The organism is Paenibacillus sp. 01T47 (genome assembly GCF_056398245.1).
This window is the reverse complement of the sequence record NZ_JBFTPA010000005.1, coordinates 404,072-430,279: the sequence shown is the minus strand read 5'-3', so window position 1 is coordinate 430,279 and position 26,208 is coordinate 404,072. Positions and strand designations below refer to the sequence as shown.

General features: G+C 43.2%; 19 protein-coding genes. 3 read left to right on the top strand and 16 right to left on the bottom strand.

The window, feature by feature from the left end:
• Nucleotides 1-7 precede the first annotated feature (7 nt).
• The 3 genes from AC1DOV_RS13735 (at nucleotide 8) to AC1DOV_RS13725 (ending at nucleotide 2,240) form a co-directional block, all read left to right on the top strand.
• Nucleotides 8-133 carry a WGxxGxxG family protein gene (locus AC1DOV_RS13735; RefSeq protein ID WP_477513024.1) on the top strand — a complete coding sequence of 42 codons (126 nt, stop codon included), beginning with the start codon at nucleotides 8-10 and terminating at the stop codon, nucleotides 131-133.
• Nucleotides 134-337: 204 nt separating this feature from the next.
• The gene (locus tag AC1DOV_RS13730; RefSeq protein WP_477550222.1) at nucleotides 338-856 is read left to right on the top strand and encodes a DUF3231 family protein; all 519 of its coding nucleotides are present in this window, start codon (nucleotides 338-340) and stop codon (nucleotides 854-856) included.
• Between the two features lie 1,042 nt (nucleotides 857-1,898).
• The gene (locus tag AC1DOV_RS13725) at nucleotides 1,899-2,240 is read left to right on the top strand and encodes a DUF2238 domain-containing protein (RefSeq protein WP_477512553.1); all 342 of its coding nucleotides are present in this window, start codon (nucleotides 1,899-1,901) and stop codon (nucleotides 2,238-2,240) included.
• On the opposite strand, the gene AC1DOV_RS13720 is transcribed toward AC1DOV_RS13725, so the two are convergent.
• The 16 genes from AC1DOV_RS13720 to AC1DOV_RS13645 form a co-directional block, all read right to left on the bottom strand.
• Entirely contained in the window at nucleotides 2,235-2,594 is a 360-nt protein-coding gene (locus AC1DOV_RS13720; RefSeq protein WP_477550221.1) for a hypothetical protein, read from the bottom strand. The genes AC1DOV_RS13725 and AC1DOV_RS13720 overlap by 6 nt on opposite strands.
• 135 nt (nucleotides 2,595-2,729) lie before the next feature.
• On the bottom strand, nucleotides 2,730-3,692 hold the full coding sequence (locus AC1DOV_RS13715) for a carbohydrate ABC transporter permease (protein WP_305953938.1): 963 nt from the start codon (nucleotides 3,690-3,692) through the stop codon (nucleotides 2,730-2,732).
• Between the two features lie 20 nt (nucleotides 3,693-3,712).
• The gene (locus AC1DOV_RS13710) at nucleotides 3,713-4,615 is read right to left on the bottom strand and encodes a carbohydrate ABC transporter permease (protein WP_321166097.1); all 903 of its coding nucleotides are present in this window, start codon (nucleotides 4,613-4,615) and stop codon (nucleotides 3,713-3,715) included.
• Nucleotides 4,612-7,161: a DUF5696 domain-containing protein gene (locus AC1DOV_RS13705; protein ID WP_477550220.1), complete on the bottom strand. Its 2,550-nt coding sequence runs from the start codon at nucleotides 7,159-7,161 to the stop codon at nucleotides 4,612-4,614. Before AC1DOV_RS13705 ends, AC1DOV_RS13710 begins: the two co-directional genes overlap by 4 nt.
• Before the next feature lie 12 nt (nucleotides 7,162-7,173).
• Complete coding sequence (locus AC1DOV_RS13700; protein WP_477550219.1) at nucleotides 7,174-9,267, bottom strand: YIP1 family protein; 2,094 nt, start codon at nucleotides 9,265-9,267, stop codon at nucleotides 7,174-7,176.
• A gap of 20 nt (nucleotides 9,268-9,287) precedes the next feature.
• On the bottom strand, nucleotides 9,288-10,169 hold the full coding sequence (locus tag AC1DOV_RS13695; RefSeq protein ID WP_076271716.1) for a carbohydrate ABC transporter permease: 882 nt from the start codon (nucleotides 10,167-10,169) through the stop codon (nucleotides 9,288-9,290).
• Nucleotides 10,170-10,174: 5 nt separating this feature from the next.
• Nucleotides 10,175-11,149: a carbohydrate ABC transporter permease gene (locus AC1DOV_RS13690; RefSeq protein ID WP_477550218.1), complete on the bottom strand. Its 975-nt coding sequence runs from the start codon at nucleotides 11,147-11,149 to the stop codon at nucleotides 10,175-10,177.
• A gap of 18 nt (nucleotides 11,150-11,167) precedes the next feature.
• Nucleotides 11,168-14,110, bottom strand: coding sequence for an extracellular solute-binding protein (locus AC1DOV_RS13685; RefSeq protein ID WP_477550217.1), 2,943 nt, complete (start codon nucleotides 14,108-14,110; stop codon nucleotides 11,168-11,170).
• Between the two features lie 84 nt (nucleotides 14,111-14,194).
• A complete protein-coding gene (locus AC1DOV_RS13680) occupies nucleotides 14,195-15,508 on the bottom strand; it encodes an ABC transporter substrate-binding protein (RefSeq protein WP_477550216.1) in 1,314 nt (437 codons plus the stop codon).
• Nucleotides 15,509-15,799: 291 nt separating this feature from the next.
• Nucleotides 15,800-17,236: a response regulator transcription factor gene (locus tag AC1DOV_RS13675; protein WP_477550215.1), complete on the bottom strand. Its 1,437-nt coding sequence runs from the start codon at nucleotides 17,234-17,236 to the stop codon at nucleotides 15,800-15,802.
• Nucleotides 17,226-18,239 (bottom strand): sensor histidine kinase, encoded by a 1,014-nt coding sequence (locus AC1DOV_RS13670; RefSeq protein WP_477550214.1) that lies wholly within the window; start codon nucleotides 18,237-18,239, stop codon nucleotides 17,226-17,228. Before AC1DOV_RS13670 ends, AC1DOV_RS13675 begins: the two co-directional genes overlap by 11 nt.
• Nucleotides 18,240-18,360: 121 nt before the next feature.
• Entirely contained in the window at nucleotides 18,361-19,950 is a 1,590-nt protein-coding gene (locus AC1DOV_RS13665; RefSeq protein WP_477550213.1) for a DUF4091 domain-containing protein, read from the bottom strand.
• Between the two features lie 30 nt (nucleotides 19,951-19,980).
• Nucleotides 19,981-20,946, bottom strand: a complete 966-nt coding sequence (locus AC1DOV_RS13660; RefSeq protein ID WP_477550212.1) for a metallophosphoesterase family protein — start codon at nucleotides 20,944-20,946, stop codon at nucleotides 19,981-19,983.
• 180 nt (nucleotides 20,947-21,126) lie between these two features.
• The gene (locus tag AC1DOV_RS13655) at nucleotides 21,127-22,731 is read right to left on the bottom strand and encodes a response regulator transcription factor (RefSeq protein ID WP_441880558.1); all 1,605 of its coding nucleotides are present in this window, start codon (nucleotides 22,729-22,731) and stop codon (nucleotides 21,127-21,129) included.
• A 78-nt stretch (nucleotides 22,732-22,809) separates the two neighbouring features.
• Nucleotides 22,810-24,537: a sensor histidine kinase gene (locus AC1DOV_RS13650; RefSeq protein WP_477512556.1), complete on the bottom strand. Its 1,728-nt coding sequence runs from the start codon at nucleotides 24,535-24,537 to the stop codon at nucleotides 22,810-22,812.
• 119 nt (nucleotides 24,538-24,656) lie between these two features.
• Nucleotides 24,657-26,189 (bottom strand): ABC transporter substrate-binding protein, encoded by a 1,533-nt coding sequence (locus AC1DOV_RS13645; RefSeq protein ID WP_477550211.1) that lies wholly within the window; start codon nucleotides 26,187-26,189, stop codon nucleotides 24,657-24,659.
• Nucleotides 26,190-26,208 lie beyond the last annotated feature (19 nt).

Here is a 26,208-nt window from a genome sequence, read left to right as displayed (position 1 = left end):
CACGGGTATGAATGCAAACAACTATCGGACAAATGCGACAACAGACGATAGAAGAAATAATTGGGGCTGGCTTGGTTTGCTTGGCTTAACGGGCTTAATCGGATTAAGAAGCCGAGATCGGGAACGTACTTAAGCAAGAATAGAGAATCATTTTTCATGAACCCCTGCATTTATTGGGGGGTTCATTTGAGTGCAAAATAGCTTCGTTTATTTTTTCTGACTAATCCGAAGTGTTTCCAAGTATTTTTGTGAATTTCACCATTACTCGTATTWTTTCTGTGTAGTTAAGCATATTAAGTCAGTTCAAAAAATTAATGAATCAAAAGGAGCAAATCAAATGGGAATTTTAAGCGGYAATCCAAAGGATGAACCAATGCACTACGGTGAAATATTTAGTGTTTGGCAGGCTTCAACTGTAGCAAAAGGCGCTGTATCCTGTTACCAAGCATACTTAAACCATGCTGGAGACAAAGACTTAAAAAAAATACTGGATGCTCTCATTGATCAAGCAAAGATGGAGATTAAAGAATGTGATACATTGCTTACTGATAACGGAATTGCTTCCGTACCTATGATGCCTGAAAGACCCCCTGTTAAACTCGAAGACATCCCTGTAGGTGCAAGATTCTCTGATCCTGAAATTGCCGCTAAAATTGCTGCTGACACATCACTTGGACTAGTTGCTTGTAGCCAAGTTATGGGTCAGTCTATTAGAGAAGATATTGGAGCTTTATTTGCGAAATATCATCTTACTAAAACTGCACTAGGTGTTAAAATACTCGAACTGAGCAAAGAAAAAGGTTGGCTTATACCTCCTCCACTTCAAGTAAAGCGACCAGAGACTGCTAACGCATAAGAATAAGTTGCCAACCTGCCCAATGGGCAGGTTTTTTAATCCTCCTCATGTAATTACAAATTTCCTTTTCAAACTGCTTTGAGATTAATGTAACATGCTTGCTACTCCCGTAATCTTCAATGTTCAACTTACCTGTATATTCCTTAACGACCATCGGACATAATAACTCAGGAGGTGAGTGCCTATGAAATGTGCATATTGTGAAAACTTAAAGCTTATAAAAGGAAGAAAAAAGTTATGTTATATTTGTGCTATCATCAAACGTTAAGAGAATGACAATCTAGTTTCAGAGGTCCCGTACATTAAATACGGGTCCTATAGTAATTCAATATTCAACGAATCAGCTAATGAAATACATTTTTAACCATCAGGCTAATAACCTCGGAGTTGAATTGAAACTGTTGAATTTTCAACTATTTTCACTGTTGACTGTCACTTTACCCCTCTAAAGGATTATATTTACCCTCTTATCCTCAGCCATATTTGCCGAGGATTTTTGTTGTATTACAATATTCAAATGGTTTTCCTACTTATCCAGCACAATGTTCCCGGCATTGAACTTATCTGTCACTGGCGAATGCACAAGCGAGCTAATATCCTTAAACATAAAGTAATCTAATATCATAAACTTCAGGAGGTCTTGGCGATTAGCATGAAGAAGAAATCAAAGAAATTAAAACCGTACATTCGATTGAAAGGCAACCGCATTAAAAGTACGTTTAATGAGCTTGAGCTTCTGGAACCTCATCCAAATAAGCAATTAAAGTCTTTACTCCACCATATCTATACTTACTTACCATCTGGCTCCTCTAAATGACTTCTATTCCAATTGGGTTGTCTGGGATAAATCTGTTAATACTATCCCAGCTACCCGTTTAAAAAACACAACATGACCTTCTCTTGCATCTAGCACCTCCCACGGTCTTCGATTTTGCTGCGGTGATTAAAATTTGATTTGATGATTCATAACTTGCCAGCGTTTTGTATTTACTTTCTTAAAACCGGGAACCATACTGTCACCAATGTAAGGAGTGAAATTCCCATGACTAATGAACGACTGGATTGGACAAGTACAAGCATTCCTTTTGCTCGAAATAAACCTTTAAAATTAATGATCTTCATCTTCATCCTAATTTTTGGTCTTATGGCCTTATCACCCACTGATCGATCTCATTGGCTAGCTGATAGTATACCGCTTATCCTGGTTATCCTTATCCTTGTCTTTACTTATAAGTGGTTTCGTTTTTCAAATCTGTCCTATCTTTTGATGCTTGTTTTCTTTTGTCTTCATAGATTCCAAGCGCTAAATAATATCAAGATTGGTGTAAGTAATATTACCGTCATTACCCATTTCATGGCCGTTCCTCAATATATTCGCTCATAATCGTAATGGGGTAGTAGTAATCTCTTTCCTCGTCGCTACCAAACAGATTGAAAATTTGCGCGGACCTTGTAGGTACTGTAAAGATACTTCAATAATTTCCCCACGAGTAGCTGCAATAGCTGGACCCTTTAAATCAATTTTATCACGTCGAAAATAAGCTTTCTCTAGCTGACCAATGATTTCCTCTTTGACCTCTTCCGTTAAGCGACCATCCAGCGCTACTAAATGCGCGGCCTCATATTCCTTTTTTTTGCAGTACTTGATCCCTATATGTAAGGTTCTCTCCACGCTGGGCTGAAACAAAAAATAGAGAATGAACAGAGATAATATAACGAATGCAATAACAGCTTTCATATAAAAATGCCGGCATGCTCGCAAAGCATGCCGGCTCCCCCCTTACTTATTTTAATTTGGTTGGGACCGTTGTGTTTTCTGAGATGGTATGTGCTCGAGTCTTTTGCGTAGATAACTAAACACTTCATTGATCATTTACCCGATCAATCCGCTGCGCTCTACGCTTTCTACGAAATAGCGCTGTGCAAACATATACAAGAGTACGATGGGTGCAATAAACAGCAGCTCGCCCGCGTTTTTAACCATATAGGCATAGAGTGGGTCCGTCATAGAGAAGGAAGCCCACATGACAGGCAACTTGGTCGATAATACATCTGTTGATGTCAGGAATAGAGAGACGAAATAATTGTCATTCCACTGCCAAACGAACGAGAACAGGACAACTGTAACGATCGATGGAATGGCATTAGGCAGCATGATACGGTAAAACGATTGAAAAACGGTACATCCATCAATGTAAGAAACCTCCTCCAGCTCCATAGGAATGCCTCGGAAAAACTGGAGAAAAATGAAGATAAACAAACCGCTCTTTATTCCCATACCGGTAGCAGATTGAAGAATAAATGGCCAATAGCTGTCCAGAAGATTAATCCCCTTCTGTCCAGTGAACAACTCGATAAGACCGAATACATCGAAGTAACGATAATTGAGATAAGTTGTAATCATAATCGTTTGCACGGGCACGATAATAGTAAAGATAACGCCCCCGAATAAGATCTTACTCCCTTTAAAGCGCAATCGTGCAAATCCAAATGCCGCCAGAGAACAGGAAATCACTTGCAAGAGAGTCGAAACTCCCGCAATCGTAAATGAGCTCATGAATGTCTTCGGATAGCGGAGCGCCTCAAAGGCAATTTTTAGCGTATCCAATGTGAAGTTTTTCGGAATCCAAAGTACGGTCGTATCATACAAATCCACACGATCCTTAAACGACACCGATAGCTTGAAAAATAGCGGATATAAAATCACAAAGCAAAAACCGATCACGAGTATCGTTCGAACAGTCACCCAGCTCCAATGCTTACTCCAATTAAGCAGGCTGAATCGCCTTGCACGTTCTCTCCAAGCTGTTGCGCTTGAACGGATGGCCAGCTTCACTGTATTCCCCCCTTTGCCTGTTAATCGTAATAAAATACTTTGCGTGAAACGAGTGTCATAGTCACAAGTAGAATGACGGATACGATAAGAAAGTACACCCATGCCATCGCTGCGCTGAGGCTGAAATTAAGTGTTTGAAACGCCGTATCCGTTATCATCTGGCTTAATGCGTTTGTACTATAGGAATCAATAACGGTATACACGATATTCGTCAGTAAAATAGGGCTAAGCATCGGGAAAGTAATTTTCCAGAACGCTTCATAGCCTGTCGTCCCCTCAATTTTCGCTGCTTCATACAAAGATGGTGAGATCGATTGGAGCGCTGCAAGGAATATCAGTATCTGCACACCAGATGAGCTGATAATTTCATAAATCCGATCGACTGATCCTGTAATGTAGCTAATAATCCCATTACCTACACCCGCCTCAACCAGCATTCGCTGAAGCTCAAAGCTAGTAAAAGCAAAGCCTCCATCCTCACTTGAAGAACCCGTAATCGTCGAGGCGATGGATGCCATCTCGGAGCTGTTCTCCAGTGATAGCACGGGTGCTGCAAGAAGTACCGGAAGAAAAAATACGGCTCGCGCAAATATCCTTCCTCTAAATTTCTGATTAATCAACGTTGCGACAAATAAACTAAATATCGTAATGGACGGCACATTAATCAAAATATCAGAAATTGCCTCAATCAGCGTTCGATTGAACGTTGGATGCGACATAAATAGCTGCTTATAAAATGAAAATCCTTCATATTTGGTATCGAAGCCGCCCTTACCAAGAGTTAGCGTATTTAAGCTATACAGAAAGGACTTATACAGTGGAATGCTAAACAAGAAAACAAAGCCTAGAAACCAAGGTGTTACGAAAAGAATGCCTAGTCTAGACTTTTTCTGCTGCAGCGTCGGACTTTTACGCTTCATCATAATCCACCGCCGGTCACGCGGTAACCCTGTGCTTCAATAGAAATATCGTCTACTGTTACCGCTGATTTATTGTAGTTCACTATTATTTTTTTGCCTTGTTCAAAAGTTGTTTCGAATACTTCATCAGCTAACTTGCGGTGGCCCTTAATCGTCTGATCCTGCACATCCCTTAAGATGGCATTGGATTCCTTATATAGTTGAACGGCCTCCTCAAACCAGTCTCCATAATGCGGAGAATATAAGCTGTTCAGCTTCGTATCACGAATCATAGTAGGCTGTGCGTAAAACCATTGATAAAATACAGTGGATCCTGTCTCCAGCGTTTTTAGCAAGGCGGTTCTCTGATCTTGATCACGGCCGAGGTTTATAGGCGTTCCGGCATAGTCCACATATCCGTGCAAAACCATAGAGTAGAAAGGCACATCTTCGTCAGCAATATTAAATTCACTGCTCGTGAGCGGAGCATTTACGATCGTCTTCGCATACGGCAATGTGTAAGCATTCCCTCCGCTAAGCATGATTTTCCCGGTTTCTTCTTTAATCTTCTGTAGATTTTCACCTATAATCCCTATGACTTCCTGTCGGTTAACGGTTTCATGAGAGGTAACATCACTGTTTAAATCCTCTCCCAAATCACGTAAGGAAACGCCATCGGAGTCAAATGATTTATAGTTCTTCAGAAACTTATCTACCACGCCCGTCAATTTACGAGGTGAGAGCAAATAGTAGAGCATATCTGAAGGATTGGTTGTTACAATATCATCATCGAAGCTTTTAGCAAATTTACGATTAAGGAAGCGCGTGGCATCTTTTGATGCTTGAAAGCCCTTGCCGTTTTCATAAACCCTCTGAAAAGCAACGTCCGGATATACCTCGATATTGTTTTCCTCTGCATAATTTAATAATTTCTCAAACTTCTTTTTTCCACCAAGAATAGAATCCAGCTTGATCGATGAAGGCAGCCTGTGCTGAACGCCCTTGTTAAACCAACCTGAATATTTGAGCTGGATTTGGGATATGTCACGTTGCTGCAAAGACTCCAGTATTTCTATCGCCTGTGAATAGGTAGTTACCGCTTCAGTAGATGGATAAGGAATACCTAGAAAGTTTTTACGAACTGGAATTGAGCCGATTAACTCCAGAACGAATGGCGTGTCGCCCCCGCTTTTATGCCGAGTCAAGCCATAGTGCTTAATTAGATAGTCCCTGTAGTAATTAGCCATTCCCGTATAATCAGCAGAAGAGTCTTCTAAAAAAGCATAGCGAATTTGAAGGCCACTATCATACATCTCCGAGTATTTAGGAACCTGCTTGGTAACCGAGCCCGTTCTAAACACAACTGGTTCCATATCTTTCATTTTGAAAGTGGCACCTACCCGGTTATAGCTATTCAGCTTGCCGCTCGTATCCGCCGTTATTGTTGCCTGGGCATCGCCCTGTTCAATAATGGCAAACATCGCGTGATTCTCTTGCTTCATTCCAAAAACAGGAAATCTAGAAACCTGTGTATATTGAACCTCAGTTCTCGAATTTTGCAGCGGTGTCTGATCGATGCCATACAGCGGAACCTCATAGGCACGTGCTGCATGGTTGTTATTGTTCAAATAAATGAGTGCTCCTGATCCATCCGGCACAAACATATAACCTTCAGCCTCATTATCAGCGGCTCCGAAAAATGGAAGTAATTGCATCGTATGAAGGGGGAATGCGTCCGAATCCATCACCTCATCCGTTGCAATTCGTGCAATGAGATTCTCACCCTCAAGCTGGTAGATAAGCGGGATAGTAAATCGAGGTGCTACATTTTCTGCCTGATCCCCACTCTCCACCATCTGGTTATCTTCTTGTGCATCTTCAGCCGTATAGCCGATGGACTCAAGAACTGCCACGACGTCCTTTACGACATAATCCTGCATTTTTTTGCGCTCATACTGCTGCTTCTCCTCGTTGTAGAAAAAACGAGTACGAAGCTTATTTCTAACGGCTTCATCCGCAATTTTGTTCAAGATTCGTTCTTCAAACCGTTCTTTGCCGACAGCTTTTGGGATAGAACTTAGACCCTTCTCTGAGCTTCCGATTTCGTAAGTGATTTTGACGCCGTTATCAACGAGAGCAATCTCAAACTGATTCTTCTTAATGCTCTCTTCTTCATTGTTCATAAAGGACTCATGCCCTTTGTCATTGAAATACGAAATAATCAGCTGTGAGGCTAGATTGGTTTTATTAATTGCCGTTGCAATCGTATCTTTGGCATGATCAATGGGATTGGTCGACCATACTTGCCCGTTGCGTTTCTCCCTCACACTGACCTCAGTCGTCTTCTTATCGATAAATAGCTGCAGATACTCATTCTCAGCAATCATACCCATTCCACCCGGAAGTGCTCTCATTTCAGAAGCGATAGTCACTTCGTGGTTATCTTTCTTCATTGGCAGACTCTCGTTCGCAGCCTCCATCTCGTTCCTGAACATGGTTTCGTATAGGCATGATGCTGCAATAAGACAGCAGAGCATCATCAATATCGTCCGTTTCTTTCCCTTACTCATGTACGCACCTCCTCACGCTCTTGCCCTGATTTCTGAATAGATTGAAAGTATGAAAGTGGTCATCTGCTGCAGTAAGCTAAAACAAAGGATGCATAGAAAAACAATAAAAACCATGACTACAACGGTGAGGAATAAAGTCAGTAGTGTTTTGAAAATAGAGTATTGGTGAATGGTCATCATACCCACGAACAACAACCACAAAAACCAGCAAATAGCTGCAGACTCAATCAAATAATAAAAAGGGGCTTCTTCATGCGTAATCATATTACTGAATACGACTTGCGGCAGGTACAAAATAATGAACGGCAGCAGCGAATAACCAACAGCCGTAATAATCTCAAGAAACTTTCCTTCACCGTCCATTAATGTTGTCAGTGACCAGTTAGCCACACAAAACAAAATAAATGGCAGCACAATATAGATGAGCTCATCCACGCTGTTAAGTGTGCTTAGCTTATTGAAATTAACAACAAAGCCAGAGTATTGCCGCTTCAAAATCATCGTCACGACAAGTAACAACAGAATAATCAGCGCAATTTTCACTCGACCCTTCTGTTCATACTTCATCTCCCAGAATCCGTTGAAAGGTCTCATCATTGTATAGAAAGGCGCTTTTACAATATTGGTTTCAACAAAGTAGAGCTTCGGCTTTCTTCTGACCCAATAGATACGGATTGCAACGAAGAGCGCGGCAGCGGAGAGTAGAACCGTCATAATGGTACCAAAATGTTCCCATACATATTGCTTGCGGTATTGTTTGAAAGCTTCTGAATAATACTTCCTGTTATTTCCGTTTTTGAAATAATTCATGGCCATCTTGTTCTCATTTTTCTTAAGAAACGCTTTGCCCATACTAATATAAGCGATATCGAAATTAGCGTTTAATTGAAGCACCTTATTCCATGAATCAGCAGCTTCATCCACCTTGCCCGCATAATGGGCCTTTACAGCTTGCCGGATTAGTTTGCCATAGCGAGTCGGCGCAAAAATCGTCATCCGGTTCATCTCATTATCCAGAACCGCTATTCGCTCTCCGAGCATTGAAAGGGCAACCGGTTTTTGAAAGTTATTAGCCTGTGTGCCTATTCCCCCAAATTGATAGAGCAGGTTGCCATCGCGGTCATAGGTAAAGATGCGGTTGCGAGTGGAGTCTAAGCCGCTATACATGCCGCTTTCATCGGATACTACATCAATGAATCTGGAGCTTCCTCTATTTTTTTGGTCACTCACTACACTTTTTGTGGGGTCAAGACGAATAACCGAAATGTCTCCCATCGGAGGGAAATAGCCTTCACGGCGCAATATGTCCTCCCCACTGGGATTAAACCTCTTAATTGGTGTATTCGAATTAGCCTCCGAAGATACGGCATAGATTAGGCCGCGATCATCGACATCCAAATTACTGAATTCAATTGGCAGGAATAACTCCATTTTCCCGACTTGCTCCTTGGTCGATAAACGTTTCCACAGCAAGTCAGTTGGATTAAATCTCACTTTGTTCGTTCCGATATAACCTTTAAAACCGCCTGAAGCGTCAAGCTCCATAATCCCCTCAAAGGCACCTTGCGCAATCACGTAAATCCGATCAAACTTATCAACGTACAGCTTGAAGGGGAAATATTGAAACCCTTCCGGGATTATGCTGGACTCAGGGGCTCCGAACAATTGAATGAGAGTTCCATCATTGCTGAGCTTAACGATCCGATTGTTGTACGTATCCGCTACGTAAATATTTTGTGAAGCATCGACAAATACGCCATAGGGCTTGTTGAAGGTTTCCTTCTTGCCGTTATTGTCGAAGCCGTCTATCGTACGAATAAGTTTGCCATTCTCATCTAAGCTGACGATACGATTGTTACCTGTGTCTGCGATATAAATCCGATGATCCTTGGCAACAAATAAATCCTGCGGAACATTAAAATGGCCGATACCAAGCTCCGATCCGTCCACATGCTTCTCGGCCAGATAAGGATATGGCGCAGGCTCCGCCTCTTCCCAGTAGGAATAGTTGTATCCGTGTTCAGGCAGAGCATAAGCCGGAACAGCGAAGCCGGTAATGAAGCACATAAGGATAAGAAATGATGCAATGCCCCTTATGGACGCCAATTGCGTTCCCCCTTTCTCTTTTATTCTTTCAGGCCTGATGTCGACATTGTCTGAATCACGCTGCTTTGCGTCACGATAAAGATCGTGACCGGCACAAGCATCATAATGAGCGCAGCGGCAGCCATCGGTCCTGAACGAGCAAATCCTCCGGACAAAATTTGGCTAAAGGCATAATCCATCGTTTTTAACTGTTCACTAAACACATAGGAAGCGCCTTGGCCCCCGCTGCCTGTTCCCCATAAGCCTTTAAAGGAGAAAATAATAAGCGTTAGCCACGCTGGCTTAACCATTGGCATGACTATGGTCCAAAAGATCCGGTACTCGCTCGCACCATCAATCTTCGCGGCTTCAATTATCGCATCAGGGATTTGCTCCATAAATTGCTTCATTAGAAACAACCCCAGCGAAGTTGCTAAAGCCGGGAAAATCAACGCCCAATAAGAGTCGAGCAAACCCAGCCACGTAATCGTTAAATAGTTGGGAATGGAAGTTACCTGAGATGCAAACATCAGCGATAGGATAACAATCCCGAATAGGATATTGCCGCCTGGAAGCTTCAGCTTCGCCAACGGATACGCTGCCATGGAAGCTAAAATGACGTGCCCGACCGTGCCGGTTAATGCAACAAAGACCGTATTAAACACATAGCGAGAAAGCGGTACCCATGAATCAGAAAAAATAAGTAACAAATCATAAAAGTTATCCACTGTTGGAGAACGTACAATAAATGTGGGAGGAAACAGGAACATCTCATCCAAAGGCTTTAACGCAGTGCTGATCATGAAAACGAAAGGCACTGCCATGAATGCTCCTGCTCCTAGCAATATTAGAAATAGAGCTATATCAACAGGAAGGGAACGATTGAGTTTCTTCTCTCGACGCAGACGAAAGCTTATATTCATGCTCTCTAGTCACCCACCTTCCGAAGCAATTTCTGCACGACCAAGTTCGAGCCTAGCATAATCGCGAATAATACGGTTGCAATCGCACTAGCATAGCCCATCTCGAAACGGATCGTCCCGAAATCATTCAGATGCGTTACTATTGTATGTCCCGCATACTGCGGGCTTGGGAAGCCGACTAGGCTTGTTGCCACATCTGCGACCGCGAACGAAGATGTAATCTGCATAACCGCGCCAAACATCAGCATCGGACGCAGTGAAGGCAATGTAATAAACCACAGCTCCTGCCAGCGATTTCTTATGCCATCGATCGCACCAGCTTCAATTAGCGTCATATCCATTCCTTGTAATCCAGCGATAAAAGCCAGAAAGGCTGTACCGAGGCTTAACCAGAGCTGAACCAGCATAATAATCGCCAGCATGTATTTGGGATCCTGCAGCCATTGAATCGGTTCAAGAATAAATCCCCATTTCATCAGGAATGCGTTGATATAGCCGAAAGAATCGCCAGAGAAGGCAACTTGCCATATCAAATATACATTTCCTGAAATCGAAGGTGCATAAAATAGAAGCGTTATAATAGACCTTATCTTAGGTGAAAGCTCGTTGATGAGCCATGCCAGAAAGAAGCAAACGATATAGCTGAGCGGACCGGTTATCGCCGCGAACAGCAGCGTATTTTTCAACGCAATTAGAAACACTTCATCCTTGACGAACAAGTTGGCATAATTTTCCCAACCCACCCACCCTGGCGCTTCAAGTACATTAAAATCCGTGAAGCTAAGTCCGAATGCCATAAGGACTGGGAAGGCGGTGAAGATAAAGAAGAGTATGAAATATGGAGCAAGGAGTACATACCCATGCCGTTTCACACTAATCTCGCCCCGTAGATGAGCAAGCCTCTTCCGCCTCTCGCTAGGCTGCCTCTTCAATCTGCTTGGACCCTGCAATTCAACGCTTGCTTGATTTGGGCCTGACAATACAACCGCCCCCTCTCTCTAGTTTGGCAAGCCGAACTCTTTTCGCTTTTTCACAATTTCCTCATTAATAAATTTCGTATAATGGTCTATCGCTTCACGTGGATCCTCGTTAGAGATAACGACGCTGCGGAACGCATTGTCAAGATGACGGCCAGTGAAATATCCGCCAGCAACCTCAGGCAATCCCTTTGCCCATTTCCACTGCTCCATCAATACGTTGTAATCCTTCACCTGCCAAGGAATCCGAGCCACCGCTTCCAGATTAGCTGTGGAAGTTCTTCCAGCCGGCCCGAAAATGGCTTCAATTTCAAGACTGTACTTCGCCTGCACATCCGTGCTGGTCCACCAATCTAGGAAGGACCATGCTTCCTCCTTATGCTTACTGTCCTTCAGCATAATAGCAGCGGTTCCAGTTGCAGGCACTTCCCGGCGAATAGTGCCGTCAGCCTGCTCAAGTCCTGGAACCAGGGTGAAATTCCATAGTCCTTTCAGCTCCGGTGCAACGACGTTGATGAGATTGAATCTCGTATAGTCAGCAATCGCGATTGGCATCTCTCCACTGCGGAAACGGTTCACGAAGTCGGTCGTTAACGGCAGCTTATAGGTCGTATATAATTCCGTCCAATCGATAAATGATTTTACGGACACCTCAGTATCTAGTGCGCTGGCTTTATCACCTTTGCGATAAATTTCCCCGCCGTTTTGGAACAGCATCGTTCCGAATGTAAAGTTAACCGGCAATGTAGCGTTATCTTGTACGTTCGCCCCCGTTTTCACCAAAACCTGAATAGGGAAGCCGAACAACAGGTTTTGCTTCTGCAGCTCAGGAATAATCTCAAAGACATCCTCCCATGTTTGCGGAATTTCCAGATTCATTTCCTCGAGAATATCCTTCCGATAAAATAAAACCGGAAATTGCTGCTCAATAGGCAGTGCGAATGTTCCCTTATTGAATTCATAAGGAACTAATGCGCTCTCATGGAAGCGCTGCTTCACCTTGTTGAACCCAGGATATTTGGATAAATCCTCCACTGCATTCCGCAAGGCATAATTGACTGGCTTATCTTCCGGCAGAGCGAAGGAAACATCAGGACCGCGTCCTGCCAGCATGGCTTGCATGAGCACGCCTTCACTGACCACTTTTATGTCGACGGCAACTCCGGTTTCAGGAGTAAATGACTCATCAATAAGCCGCTTCGCAATTTTTGCCTGATCAATCCCCTGCGTCATCCACACCGTGATTTTTTTACCGCCTTTCTCCGTCGAACCGAGCACATTGTAGTCGGTGAAGAAAGAGAGCATGAACGTACCCGCTTGATGCTTCATTCTTTTGAAAAACTTCGCTTTGACAGCAGGCATTTTCTTATCAGGAGAGGCAATGACAAGATAATCAATCGATAAAGGCATATAATTGATGGAATAAATCCAATCTCCTAATGAGCTTGTATTGGATTTGAACGTCTCTAACCGGCGTGCTATTGTCTCTGGAGCATCTACCATGTCTTGCAGCTGAAAAATGAGCCGATTCAATGAAGCTGTGCGATCACTGCTGCCACCAGATATTTTCTCTACACGCTCAACTATAGATTTCAACACTTCCATTTGTTTGGTGAAAACTTCAATCATCTCTGGAATTTTTTTATCAAGCTGATAATCCCGATATTCATCCGGTACCGTGCCCGTCACCATAATAATGCGCCGGAAAATATAATTTAGATCCAGCACACTGGACTCCACTGTTCGCAGCAGCAATGCCATTTCTCCGAGTGTCACTTCAAGCTTAATCTCATGCTTGCCTTTCGTTAAATAAAATTGGTACGGACTCTTCCCGTCTCCAAGCTCATTCATTTCCCAATTCGTTGAGAAACCAAAGGCAATGCCATCAGCCTCCTGAAACGGCAGCTTGCCGTCAATATACATTTTGCGATAAGAAATCATACCTCGTTGAAAGCTTTGTTTATATTTAATGCCGATATGATAAAGTCCATCTTCCGGCACTTCTATATCCCAAGTCATCCACTGACCGGATTCCGCCCAGTTGAAGCCGCCAATCGTGTTGAGTCGGATTTGAGACATATGATAAGGCTCGGTAGAAGGGCTACTGCGATCCATCATCGGATAAAGTACTTGACTTGACTTCAAATCCGCTAATTCCCCTTGAACCTTGATCATGACATCAGAAGCATCTTTATAACCATTCGACTCATATTCAGCGGCAACCGCTTCGTAATCCTTTGCTTGTTCAACTTGGTTCAGCTTGATAGAACGAATCAGCATCTTTTCCTTTGCGGAAACTAAAGTGATGCTGTGCTTCCCTGGAGTAAAATAATATAAATAGGGTTCATTGTGGCGACCATCCGCACTTTGTGCGTACGTCTCCTGCCACATCGGCAGCTCTACCTGCTGGACATGGGTGTCATTCCCACGCTTATCACGTGCAATTTCTCCTTTGCTCGTCCAAACTCTTCCGAACACCAAATTTCTGCTCTCAGCAAACGGCGCTTCTCCATCAATCAGCAGCTCGCGGTCAATATCCGCACCCTTACCCTCCATTGGGTAAAAATTTATTGCAATATTATATAAACCTTCATTCGTTACATCGAACTCCCATGAGATACTTCCCGTTTCATCCGATTCAACCGCATTGCCCGCCAATCCAGCCATGTTGTTAACGACGTTAGCCTTCATGTCTACCACTTTAGAAAAGGTATCTCCTGGGATGATAATCTCTTGCCCTGGCCTAGGCGCATTCTGATGCTTCACCAAATATTGGTCGTATCCGTCCTCACTCTTACTACCGAGCATCTGCTCCGAGATAGCTTCAGAAGTATCAGCAGCATTTGAGGCTGCCTTTACCGTGGACATCCCCTTTGATTGAAAGCTCTGGGGCAGGATGCACACAGCAGATAGCGTCACTAAAAGTACTACCTTGACTATTCCATATTTATTGACGTTGGCCATATGGAATCCCCCTTCCCGCTTATGAGCAGCACCCCAACCATAGAAATGAATTGGGGTGCGCGCAGCGTTTTATGCAACCAAATCCTATTTCTTCAAAGTCACATCAATTGCAGCCTGAGCAAGCGGTTTAATTCTTGCAAGCTCACTTGCAGGTGTCGCTTTTCCTGTCATGATATTATTAATCGCTTCATCGAAATAACCCTGGAAGCCATCATAGGCAAAGAACTGCATCACCGTTCCGTTACCAAGCATTTTACGCAGCGTGTTGAGGCCCTCTTCACTTCTAAAGTTAGCTTCTTCTCCACGAATTACGCCATCATAGCCTTTTTCAGGGTTTCTCTCATAAAGCTCCTGCCAAACTGTCATAACTGCTTTAGGGTTTTCTACATCCGCCATCAGATGCCACATGTTTACAGTTATTGGAACAACATAATCGGTTGCTTTAGGACCCTTAGGAAAGAATACATAACCCCAGTCATCGGCCAAGCTGCCATTGAAATCTGCTGAAACCCAACGAGCTCCAGGATAGAATAGCGCTTTACCTTCCACAAAAGATCCGCCCACAACTTTATGAACATTGTATAAATCGGAGACAAACTGAATAGCTTCTAATGCTTCCGGTTCCTCAAATGTAATTTGGTCATCTTTCGTTACAGATCCGTTATTGGAGTAAATGAAAGGAAGCGTTAGGCTCGAAGCTGTATCGTAAGGAGTTACGCCGAATACGCCATCCTTCGTAGCGGCTTTGGTCATCGCTAGAAACTTATCCCAAGTCCATTCGCCCTTTTCCTGCAATTCATAAGGATCTTCTAAACCAAATTTTTGAATTAACGTTTTGTTATAGTAGAATCCATTGCCGTTATTGTCCTTGTCAGTGAAGCTGTACTGCTTCCCGCCGTAGCTGCCATTCTTCAACATAACTTGATTCCAGTTAGGGTCTTTCATATCCACTAGGTCGTCAATATTGCGAAGATACCCCTCACTAACCATCTTCGGAATCGCCCATTCCGTCGGAATCATAATAATGTCGGCAAAAGGCTGCCCTGCTACGGAAGTGGTTACTATTCTTGATTGAATCTCAGCGAAAGGTACGGTTACATATTCAATTTTCACATTGTATTTTTCCTCTGCTTTGCGTTGCATTTCCTTCTCTTCCTCATTCAAATAGTTTTCCATTCCCCACCATTGCCCGATGCGGATCGTTCCGCCTTTAAAGTCAATCTTCTCATCGACTGGCGCAGTTGAAGGTGGCGCTTCCGTTGCCGTCTCCTCGACGGTCTCCGTTGTAGGAGCCGGGGGTGGCTCATCCTTAGGCGCATTAGATCCGGAATTTTGTGAGCAGCCAGTAAATACAAACATTGCAAACACCAGCATCATCGTTAATAATTTTAGCTTCATTCTTCTTTCCCCCTTAATATCATTTTTTGGATACATTCCTTACTAAACCCAAATGAATGATCGCCTAATGTATAAGGATTGGAGTATATTTGAAAGCGGTTACATTTGGTTGTAATCCTAATTATAAGAGTTTGGTTTAAAGCGAGGTATCTGTACAAATTCATACTTTTTCTACATAAAAAACCTAAACGATAAGGTCCATCAAATCTCATAATAAATAACGATAGATTATCTAAAAATTTTACATACTACTACACCGTGAGCAGGTATACCCTCTAATAAAAGAAGCACCTACGCGAGCTTCATCTCCGCACGAAACCTTGATGGCGTGGTACCAACAACTTTTTTGAAAATTTTTGTGAAGTAGAAATAATCCTGATATCCCGCCTTTTCTGCAATTTCACCCACCATTAAATTAGTATTGCCAAGCAGCTTGCAGGCATAGGTAATGCGTAATTTGGCGATATATGCTGTAAACGTCTCACCTACTTCCTTTTTGAATAATTGACTGATATAACTAGGGTTTGTATAAAACTTGATCGATAAGCTCTGTATCGATATATCTTGAATGTAATTTTGATTCACATAGTTCAGAATAGCTCTAAAGGTTTCATTGCTAATTTCTTGTGAGACGTTTTCGGTCGCTTCAAGAATATATCTGCTTACATATTGACGTAAACAATGAATCATTTCAGATAGAGAGCCAAAAGAAGCAAGCAGCAGTTCATTGTTATATAACATCTTATCGGACAGCTCAATTCCAAACTGGTACATGAATGAAAGTACGATATTATAAAGCTGGAGTGCATGGCTCATAGTCAGACTTCCTTCTCTGAACAGGACGAGTACTTGGTCAAAAGCAACATTCGCAGCAGCTATATCACCTATTCGAATAGCATCATCAATTCTCTTCAGCATTTCGTAAAAAGGTTTGCGTAGCGGGGGTTTTTTGCGAAATATCGCTGCTTTACCAGAAATAAAGTAATGATCAGCTAATGAATTTACGATTTCAACCGATTCCTTTAGTTTCTCCATTTCTGTTATTTTTTCACTTACGCCAATTCCACGGATCCGATCAGGCATCCCTTTGCTTATTTCATTAATTGTCTTCTCCAATTGAGCCCATGCCACGAGATACAGAGACTTTGATCTGCCGATCTTAACCTGCAAATAGTTCTCTGAAGCCTGTACTGACTCATTACCGATAGTGGAACAGACGATTAGGCCAACTCCATCATTAAAGCCATCGCTTAGGCCATATTGCTCGAGCTTGTGTGTAAGCCTATTGCGATTTGTTTCGTTTGGTTCTTCCAAAAATAATTGAAGTGGATTATCAGCTGTCTCATGTTGTGCTTCATTATTTTTCTTAAATTTGCTTAGGATCGATATAATATCCTGTTCATCGAACGGCTTAAGGCAATACGCAAGCGCACCATAAGAGAGCGCCTTCTGCGCATAAGCAAATTCTGCATAGCCGCTTACGACAATAAATTGCGCTTTATGCGGAAACTCGCGTGCTTTTTTGATTAGCTCCAGACCATTCATACCTGGCATACGGATATCGGTGAATACGATATCGGGAAGTATAGCTTCAAACATGGTCAGTGCCTCTGTCCCGTTATAAGCCATTCCTACAACCTCAAACCCATAAGCATGCCAATTAACACTCGCCTTAAGACTCTCAGCAACCCATGCTTCATCATCAACTAGCAGAACCTTATAATACATTCGAAAATTCCCCCTTCGTCGACAGTTTCACCGTTACCCGAGTTCCTTCACCTTCCTTGCTAGCAATATCAAGTCCATACTCTGAACCACAGATCAGCTTGATCCTTACATTCACATTGGCAAAACCGATGCTGTTATCTCTCTCGCCTATCAGCAATCCATTCGGCCCCAAGTCCGACAATGTAGATTGGACCCGCTCCAGTTGAGCTTGATTCATCCCTACCCCATCGTCCTCAATGACGATAATCAAGTCTCTGTACACATCCAGATTTGCGCTTATCCTTAATAAACCTTGCTTCTCATTTAACTCTAGTCCGTGATAAACCGCATTTTCGACAATTGGCTGCAAGATCATCTTCGGCACATGGCAGTTGCGGGCAAGACCATCGATATCAAATATCACACTAAAGCGGGTACCAAAACGCAGCTTTTGAATTTGTAAATATGAATCGATGATAGAAAGCTCCGTGTCCAGGAGAACATTTCCTCCCCCCTTAACGCTGTAATGAAATATACTTCCAAGCAAAGCGGCAGCCTCTCTAATCTCAAGAACCCCTTTTACTGCAGCCATTCCTTTGATCATTTCCAGCGTATTATAGAGAAAATGAGGATTAATTTGGCAGCGCAGGTATGCAAGCTCAGCTTTCTTCTTCTCTAGCTGCATGAAGGAAAGCACCGCATTTGTATCCAGAAGCTCTTTCGCTAAGGAATCGTTCTTGTGAAGCAAAATGTTGCTTGTAATAATAATGAACATAACTGCTGCGAAAACAGCTCCAAACACAAATATCCAAATAAAAGAAAAGCGAATCGCGTTCATGTCGCGCATCAGTGCGTCTTTAGGGATCATATCTACAATCTCGCTCGAATATTTTTCACTGTTTGAGCTAATGATCTTAGCCATTTGCAAATAACTGATGCATAAGATGAAAAATAAGACAAAGGTGATGGATAACGCGATTATGGATAACTGTGAACGAATCGAAAGCTTACGCAGCAAGGACACGTCTATCGCTCCATTCTCATGCGTAGGTTGATGAAAATGATGTGGGGACTCCCCACTAAGAAACTGATAAATAAAAATATCAAGCGCTTAGCAGGAAGTTATGGTGTTAGTAAGGTATGAATCAGATGGATGCGGCTTCTAGCAATCGTCGATGTACTTGCTGAAATGCTGCTGCATCGGTATTTGCTTCTGTAAAGCTTGTCATGCAGGAGTTTACTAGCTCATCCGCTATTTTACGGTCAGCTTGAGCTATCTGTTGAAGCAATTCATAATCCTCAATGCCCATCCTCATCGACTCCAGCCTCATGCTTAGCCAAGGTCCATCCGTACCCGGATAGACGATATGAGTATCGCCGGCAGGCACCCTTTTGGCGTGAACGCTTGGAGCAAGCATGGGATTTGTCAATTCAAATGGATCTTGGCCTTCCAGGTAATAATTCAATCCCCAATGGAGATAGCCATTCATTTTGTATAAGTAATTGCCCCAGTGCAGAAATCTTGTTTTGAGAAGCGGAATATCTAGAAAGCGATTCATATAATGACCGCCTGGGTTCCAGCATGTATAAAACCATAGCGTATCGCCGCCAGCCTGGATTCTTTCGTAAGCCGATTTGTTACGATCATAGTCCCTATTCGTTGGCACCCAAATATCTAATGCTCCTTCCAGTTCCGTATGAATGATTGCGTCAATAAGTGGAACCCCCGGCATGAACTTTCTAACTATGCCTGCCAAGACCCGATAATCTTGAGCCGACTCTTCAAGCGGTTCATCAGCAATATGCTGTACGGTTAAGCTCAACCAGCCATTAGTGGCAAGGAACTTGTTCCAGGAAGATAGGTATTGCGATATAAATGTATAGCCTTCCGGGCTTGTTGCTTTTATGTTGGTATCATAGTTTAAAACGAAAAATGAATCGTCCCAGCCTCTTCGACCAGCTATATGTCCGCCTTCTATACGGGTGAAGCCCAGACCTAAAAACATTTTGATTAACGTCTCGACACGTGAGAAGTCAAATTCATAGCTTCCGCTTCCCTTTTCCTTGATATCAACCAATTCCATGCCGACTAAGAAATGAGTTTGACGAGTCCGGCGCATCGCTTCTCCGTATTGGTAAACCATGTTCCAGAAGGGCTCCGACCATTTTTCGAGGTTATGCCACTTTGCTATATTGCCAAATGAGAACCAATTCGTAATCGACAGCGTTTCCTCTTTGGCAACTTTAGCTTTAAAGACCTCTATTTCAACAGGAATGACATAGCTATTGCCATCAATATGAAAACGGAGCTCCCCGACATGCTGATGTGGATTTGCGGATTCGTCCACTTTCCAGCAAACATATAGGGCATCTTTCTCAGCACGCACTTGGAATTCCTTCCCGACCGGCTTTAAAGCATCATATACACGGAACGGCGCAAGTCGTGTTACATAATCGGCTGGAGTGCCTACAGGTACGGTGGAATAATCCGGCCCTGTATTCTCATTCACCTGAACATCAATGAGCTGATACATGGACGTATTCTTCACAAATTCAGACTCGGCCGAGACATATTCCCATGTTATTTTCGCATTAGAAGGGAGTCCCTCCAACAATATTTGGCAGCCAATATAGGTGCCTCGCGCCGTCTCTAGATTAATGCTTCTCGCCCCTGCATCTGATAATTCAGTATCCGGATAAACCCACTCATTCACATCGAATATTTGCCAATTCATCAACAAGCCTCCTCGCACAAGCTTTTATAATTAGTCGGACTGGTTCGGATAATGCTCAGGCAAAACCGCAATCGTTCCGTCATTTTGGCGAATCCATGTATCGAAATTCCGCTCGCCTGCCTTTAATCGGATAACTCTTGCTCCCGTTTGAAAATGATCCTTGCGGACATTATCCACATAACTCACATATCGCGTAGATCGGCCGTAACAAAGGCGGATACCATGCAGCGTTCCGCTAAAGTCATTCGCATGATCATGACCAACAAACGTCCCCATTATATCTCCCATCTCCACCATCGCCGAGAAGAAACCGGAATTTATAACCGGTGCGCTTACTCCATCAAAGCAGTGTCCCAGACAAGTCTGATTATTCCATACCTCTTGATACTCCGGCAGAGGAATATGAAAGAACGCCAATGCTGGTAAGGGCGAATCATTGTTAATGGACGACAATTTCTGCGATTCGGAGACATACCATTCAATTTGATCTCTTCGAATCCAGTCATAGCCGCCAACCGACGGGTTAGAAGAATAATCACCGCTGTCGAGGAAATACAAAGCAGCGGCCGTTTCATCATTTTGGTCAAGAAGAGTAATGATATAATTACCAGACCCGCTTACATTCGGTGGATCGGCTTCAGCGACACAGTAGCTGTGGGCTAGCTGTTCTTCATGCATTTGCTCACGAGAAACGGCTCCTTCTGAATCATGATTGCCGAAAACAGCTGCCCATGGTATGCCGCTCTCCTCCGCTACCGCGACAGCATCGCGTAAGGATTGAATCGGATCATTTCCTCTGGCGCTAGCTGTAACATCACCGGCAAATACGATTAGATCCGGCTTCTCTTGTTTGATAACGCTTTCCATTGTCTCCCTTGTCAAGCGATTAAATTCCGGTGTATCCGAGTCATAATCTCCCGCGTCTATAAACTCCACATCGGAGAATTGGACAATGACGAAGGTACCATCCTCACGAAATTTCATTTTATTGCTCATCCGGCTGATCTCCTTTCACTGTAAAGAATGCTGTACTTGAATTGTATGAACACAGCCCATTTCACTCTACCAGAATAATGACTATCTACTAACAGACTGGTGACTTCATTGCTTTCTATAAGCTGCGGCAAAAAAAAAGCCGCCCAATTAATCGGGCGGCGATGAAAAACAACGAACAATTCAGCTGTTCGAGCTGCCAGAAAGCTTCCTAAACTGCTGGGGGTTCGCTTGATAGACACGCTTGAACATTTTAGAGAAGTAGGAAAAGTTACTATATCCAATCGATTGAGCGATCTCTGAAATCGGCATTGTCGAGCTGGCAATCAACGCTTTGGCAATCCGCATCCTCTCGTTAAGCAAATAATCTGTAATACTCATCCCTACCTCCTTTTTAAACAAACGGGAGAGATAAGCAGGATTGAGATGAACGTATTCTGCGAGCATTTCCCGGGTGATATTCTCCCTGAGATGATCAGCAATAAATGCTTTAAGACGTGGAATGACTGACTCTTCCTGAAAGAGATAGCAATATACCTTTTGAATCAGATTTATACCCCACTCTTCCATCTGCTCTAGCGTACGCGGAGGCGCTTTCATTTGAGGGACGCTAGTGTCTTGAAGCAGTTGATGGGCAGAGAGACCTTTCTTCTGCAGCAGGTAGTGAATCATCTGCAGAAATCCCTGATAATAGGCTTGCAGCGCGTTTGCACCAAATCGTCGATCCGAAGCCAGCTCCTGAAGACTATTCCTCAGCTGCTGAACCAGTTCTTTTTCTTTGCCGTTTTCGAGCAGCAGCGCCCAAGCCGTAAAGTCAGGCAAGCAAGGATCTGGAAAAGGATCTGGACTCTGCTTGCTAAGCCAGTTCAGCTGATTGGACTCACTGAGATTATTGTACTCCATGGACAACAGCGTCTTATACATCACCGTTAACTCATGCAGTCTCACAGGCTCACCGATGTAGCAGGATACCGTACAGTTTAAGTATTGACTGCAAGCATCAATATACATATTGCATCTATCACCAATACGATCACGAAGCGTGGACTCCTCTTCCGGTGAGAAGTAGAGGATCGCCAACGTGACACCGTTCTTGGTCTGAACGACCTCTCCTCGTGAGTCGGCAATCAACAGCTCGGAGGAGGATTGACGAATGGCGTACTCCATCACTTCCTCATCCCGCGTGCTGAGTTCCCGCTTCCAATTTTCTACGCTGACTATGACTGGAAGCAGTCGATCATCCGGCTTCAATGTTATGCCGTACTCAGCTGGCAGGCTGCAGTTGTCATTCTCTCTAGCCACAATACGTTCTGACAGCAGATCGTACCAGAAGCGTTCGCTAAGCAGCGTCTTTTTTTTGTTCCACAACTCATAATATGGCTTGTATTGTTCGCTCTGTACCAGTTCTGCACTCTTCTTATTCACACTAAGAATAGCTTTCCGGATCGCTTCTTCCAAGACTTCATATTCCACAGGCTTCATCATATAGTCAAAGCTGCTGAGCTGGACGGCCCGCTGCATAAACCTAAAATCGTCGTGAGCCGTCAAGAAGATCGTCTCCGTATTCGGGGAATTCTCGTTTACCCACTCTAGCAATTCGATTCCTGTGTTTTTCGGCATTTCGATATCACTAATCATGATTTGAATTTCTTGCTCCTGAAAGATCTTAACAGCCTCTCTCATGTTATAGGCATCGAATACCGCAGAGACACCTAGTGCATCCCAGTTGATTGCATCCTTTATCCCCATGACGGAGTACATCTCATCATCAACAATCAGAACCTGCAAGCTCTTCGCCTCCTGCTATCATGATAAATCTATTGGAATCAAAAACCTCTCTATTATAATCCGAGTCAACGCTATACCCTAATCTACTGGAGCCTCGACAGGAATCTCCAACTCTATTAGAGCGCCAGAGTCAGCGCAATTATCGAATTCCAAGCGAAAGGTGTTGCCGTAAAGAAGCTGCAAGCGATGATAGCTATTCCAGATGCCCAAATGCTGATCATTTGTTTGATGGAAATAGCGACCACTCCGTAAGGAGTCCAGCAGCTCTTGCGAGAATCCACTGCCGTTGTCAACAATCCGAATGCGGCAACGTTTTTGATCGGTATCTATTATGGAATGAATCTCAATATGAAAAGGATCATCCATGAAGTCGAAACCGTATTTGATTGCATTCTCGATAAAAGGCTGCACGATCAAGGGAGGAATCTGTACCTTCTTCGAGTCCTCATCCATCACAAACCGATAGGTTATCCTTTCGGGAAAGCGGAGCTGCTGAATACGCAAATAACTGTCCATATGTTCCATCTCTTCGGAGAGAGTAACAAACTGCTTGCTCGTTTTGGTCGTAAAGCGAAAGTATTTCACTAGATTAAGGCACATCGCTTGAATTACGGAATAATTTTTGAGCTGAGCAAGGTTATAGACCACATTAATGCTGTTGAGCAGGAAATGCGGATTAATTTGCAGCTGTAAATGCTTAAGCTCCGCCTTATGAGCTCGAATATGTTCTTCATAAACGTTAATTTTCAGTTTTTGAATTTGATGCGCCATGTCATTGAAGGTTTCATTGACCATATAAAACTCCCTAGAAGGAGAATTGTTCAGCCTATATGCCCAGTCCCCTCTTTTGAGAGTGCGCATGCCTTTTATTAATTCATTCATCGGCCTGAGAATAATACCGTTAAGATAAATCAAATAGAGAGAGAGCATCACAACGGCAAATACCGGAATCCAAGCAATAATCATACGAAAACGAGCAAGATTATGAAGCATTCGCTTTTCCGGAATGAACGCAGCCAGCGTAACATCCGTTGAGATAATTGGATTACTGACGACAATGTATGTATCTTTTTCTCCCATAATCCTCTGGTATTTCTCGTAGAAGTCAATAAGAGGAGGATCGGCGAAACCGCCAACATCGAAGCTTCCGGTGATCAGTTTCCCCTCACTATCCGCAAGAGCAGCAAAGCCTTCTCTTCCCAGCTGAATCAGATCCAGAGGAATCATCAGCTTTTCAAGGCGAACCCATGCTCCCAAGTATACACCAGCGCCCGAATCCACAATGCGTACCAAGCCATGTATGTTACCAGAGCTAACTACCCTCCACCCTGAAAATAACGGGCTGCCAGGCTTTACTGTGTCAAGCAAGTCCTGAAGGCCTTGCTTGATGGCCAGATTTTCATCGTAAGAGGCTGTTTTGATATTGGTATGAATTAGATCAAGATATGCGTTAGAATAGGCGAACTGAATATCTACAGTGCTGTCAAACCGATTATATCGGCTTAAGCTGTTCAGGATCCGCATCTTGGTCAATGTATATTCGTTAGAGTTGTAGACCATCTTGTTCAATGACAGAATATCCACATCCGCGGTTGCTAAATCGTATAGAAAATTAGTTTCTATGCCAAGCGCAGTCTGGATCTGGTTAGAATATAGTGTGATCATACTTTTGCTCGACTCCGCCGCTTGTTCTCGTACGGAATTGGAGGCCGTGTAATTACTGTAAAGCAGCAGACAGACTAGAGGCAACGTAATGGTAATAAAGCCGACCGTTAACTTGAAACGCAAAGAGCCTTTAGGATTCATCACAGTTCTTCCCCTATTCCTTCATGTCGGTATACCTTTTGCATTTTATTATGGCATATCTCATCAGGTTGGAAAAGAAGGAGGAGTTGGAGGTTTACTCTCCAACTCCTGCATATAACTTATTTCGTATTCGCTTTGGCCCACTCGTCTAGCTGGTGCTGCTGTTCTTCCAAAATTTTCTGGTATCCCGCAGCATTACGCTTAGCTTTATACTTGGCAATTGTTCCTTCCACATCATCGACAGCACCTGAGTTCAGAACCATCTGGAACTCTTTATCTACGTTACCGACTGCAGCCTTCTCAGCCTTAACTGGTGCCTCATCGAAGGTAAAGCCAAGAGCGATAGAGCGTTCGGAACTTTCGTTGAACTTCTCGAATTGTTCCCACTTGTCAGCGTCTTCGTTTGCCCACAGGTATGAGATGAACTGATTTCCGAACATCCAACCGCCTGGGCTCGGGTAGCCTTGTGTCTCAGCGGTTACGCCTTCTGGATAATCAATGACGTTGTCTGCTTTTTTAACATAGTGCGTACCTTCAATTCCCCAATCCAGCATATTAAGAAGTTTAGCATCCGTATACAGCATATTAAGAAACATCATTGCTCTCTCAGGATCCTTGGAAGTACGGGAAATCGATAGCAATGCTCCATTTGCTTCACCTGTTGTTGTATAAGGTAGAGCTGTCTCAACTTGTACGAGCGGCAATCCCATTGTTACAGACATTTCTTTATCTTTACCAGGCTTCAATGATGAACCGATTGCAAAGGCTTTGCCGGCTTTCATCATGTTCTCTGCTTGACCGCTTGAATCTGAAGTCATAACATCCTTATCGAACCAACCATTAAGATTCCATTGTCTCATACGCTTAAGAAAATCAATAAATTTAGGGTCTTCTAGGGTATCAATAGCTTTCAACTCTTTGCTGTCACGTGAAATTATACCGCTATCGTAATTAGCTGCTCCCCAAGTGTTTGCAAATTTATTACTAACAACGGGTACTATACCTTGTTCTTTTTCTTTAATTACTTTAAACATTTCTTCCATTTCCTCCAGAGTTTTAACTCCTTCAGTATTGAATTTATATTTATCAACCAATTCTTTGTTTAGAAGGAAACCAAAACCTTGTGCGAATTCCTTTTTGGTAGGAACGCCATAAGTCTTGTTGCTAATTTGTGCGCCTTTCATAAAATCATCGCCCAAAATGGCAGGGATATCTTTACCGTGTTTTGCAATGAGATCTGTCAGTTCTACAAATTGTCCTTTGGATACGTCTAATCCATAACCAAACCATCCGGCAGTAAAGATGAGATCAAAGGATTCGCCGGAAATTTTCATCAGGTTAGTCTTGTCTGTCCAAGAGCCCCAATCAATCGGTTTCAATTCGATAGTTGCGTTGATTTTTTCTGTTAAGTATTTGCTCATTTCATCCTGAACAAGCTTTAGATCCTTAGGCACAGCACCAGGATAAATCAATGTAATTTTGTAAGGCTTGAGACTTGCAGCATCACCAGTCTCATTGGATGGTGTGTTATTCGTATCCTCTTTTGGAGTGTTGGAACCTCCTGTTTTGTTCTGTGCGCATCCGGACAGAACTAGCATAACAATGATGATCAGGGTTAATCCGATTTGCAGCTTTTTCTTCAATGTAACCATCCCTTCTTCTCTTTGTTTT

Bases quoted from the DNA above. Each gene is read 5' to 3' on its own strand.
- AC1DOV_RS13685 (WP_477550217.1), bottom strand. From the start codon at position 14,110: ATGGCCAACGTCAATAAATATGGAATAGTCAAGGTAGTACTTTTAGTG.
- AC1DOV_RS13675 (WP_477550215.1), bottom strand. From the start codon at position 17,236: ATGTATTATAAGGTTCTGCTAGTTGATGATGAAGCATGGGTTGCTGAG.
- AC1DOV_RS13660 (WP_477550212.1), bottom strand. From the start codon at position 20,946: ATGAGCAATAAAATGAAATTTCGTGAGGATGGTACCTTCGTCATTGTC.
- AC1DOV_RS13645 (WP_477550211.1), bottom strand. From the start codon at position 26,189: ATGGTTACATTGAAGAAAAAGCTGCAAATCGGATTAACCCTGATCATC.
- AC1DOV_RS13650 (WP_477512556.1), bottom strand. From the start codon at position 24,537: ATGAATCCTAAAGGCTCTTTGCGTTTCAAGTTAACGGTCGGCTTTATT.
- AC1DOV_RS13725 (WP_477512553.1), top strand. From the start codon at position 1,899: ATGACTAATGAACGACTGGATTGGACAAGTACAAGCATTCCTTTTGCT.
- AC1DOV_RS13680 (WP_477550216.1), bottom strand. From the start codon at position 15,508: ATGAAGCTAAAATTATTAACGATGATGCTGGTGTTTGCAATGTTTGTA.
- AC1DOV_RS13695 (WP_076271716.1), bottom strand. From the start codon at position 10,169: ATGAATATAAGCTTTCGTCTGCGTCGAGAGAAGAAACTCAATCGTTCC.
- AC1DOV_RS13710 (WP_321166097.1), bottom strand. From the start codon at position 4,615: ATGATGAAGCGTAAAAGTCCGACGCTGCAGCAGAAAAAGTCTAGACTA.
- AC1DOV_RS13705 (WP_477550220.1), bottom strand. From the start codon at position 7,161: ATGAGTAAGGGAAAGAAACGGACGATATTGATGATGCTCTGCTGTCTT.
- AC1DOV_RS13735 (WP_477513024.1), top strand. From the start codon at position 8: ATGAATGCAAACAACTATCGGACAAATGCGACAACAGACGATAGAAGA.
- AC1DOV_RS13665 (WP_477550213.1), bottom strand. From the start codon at position 19,950: ATGAATTGGCAAATATTCGATGTGAATGAGTGGGTTTATCCGGATACT.
- AC1DOV_RS13720 (WP_477550221.1), bottom strand. From the start codon at position 2,594: ATGAAAGCTGTTATTGCATTCGTTATATTATCTCTGTTCATTCTCTAT.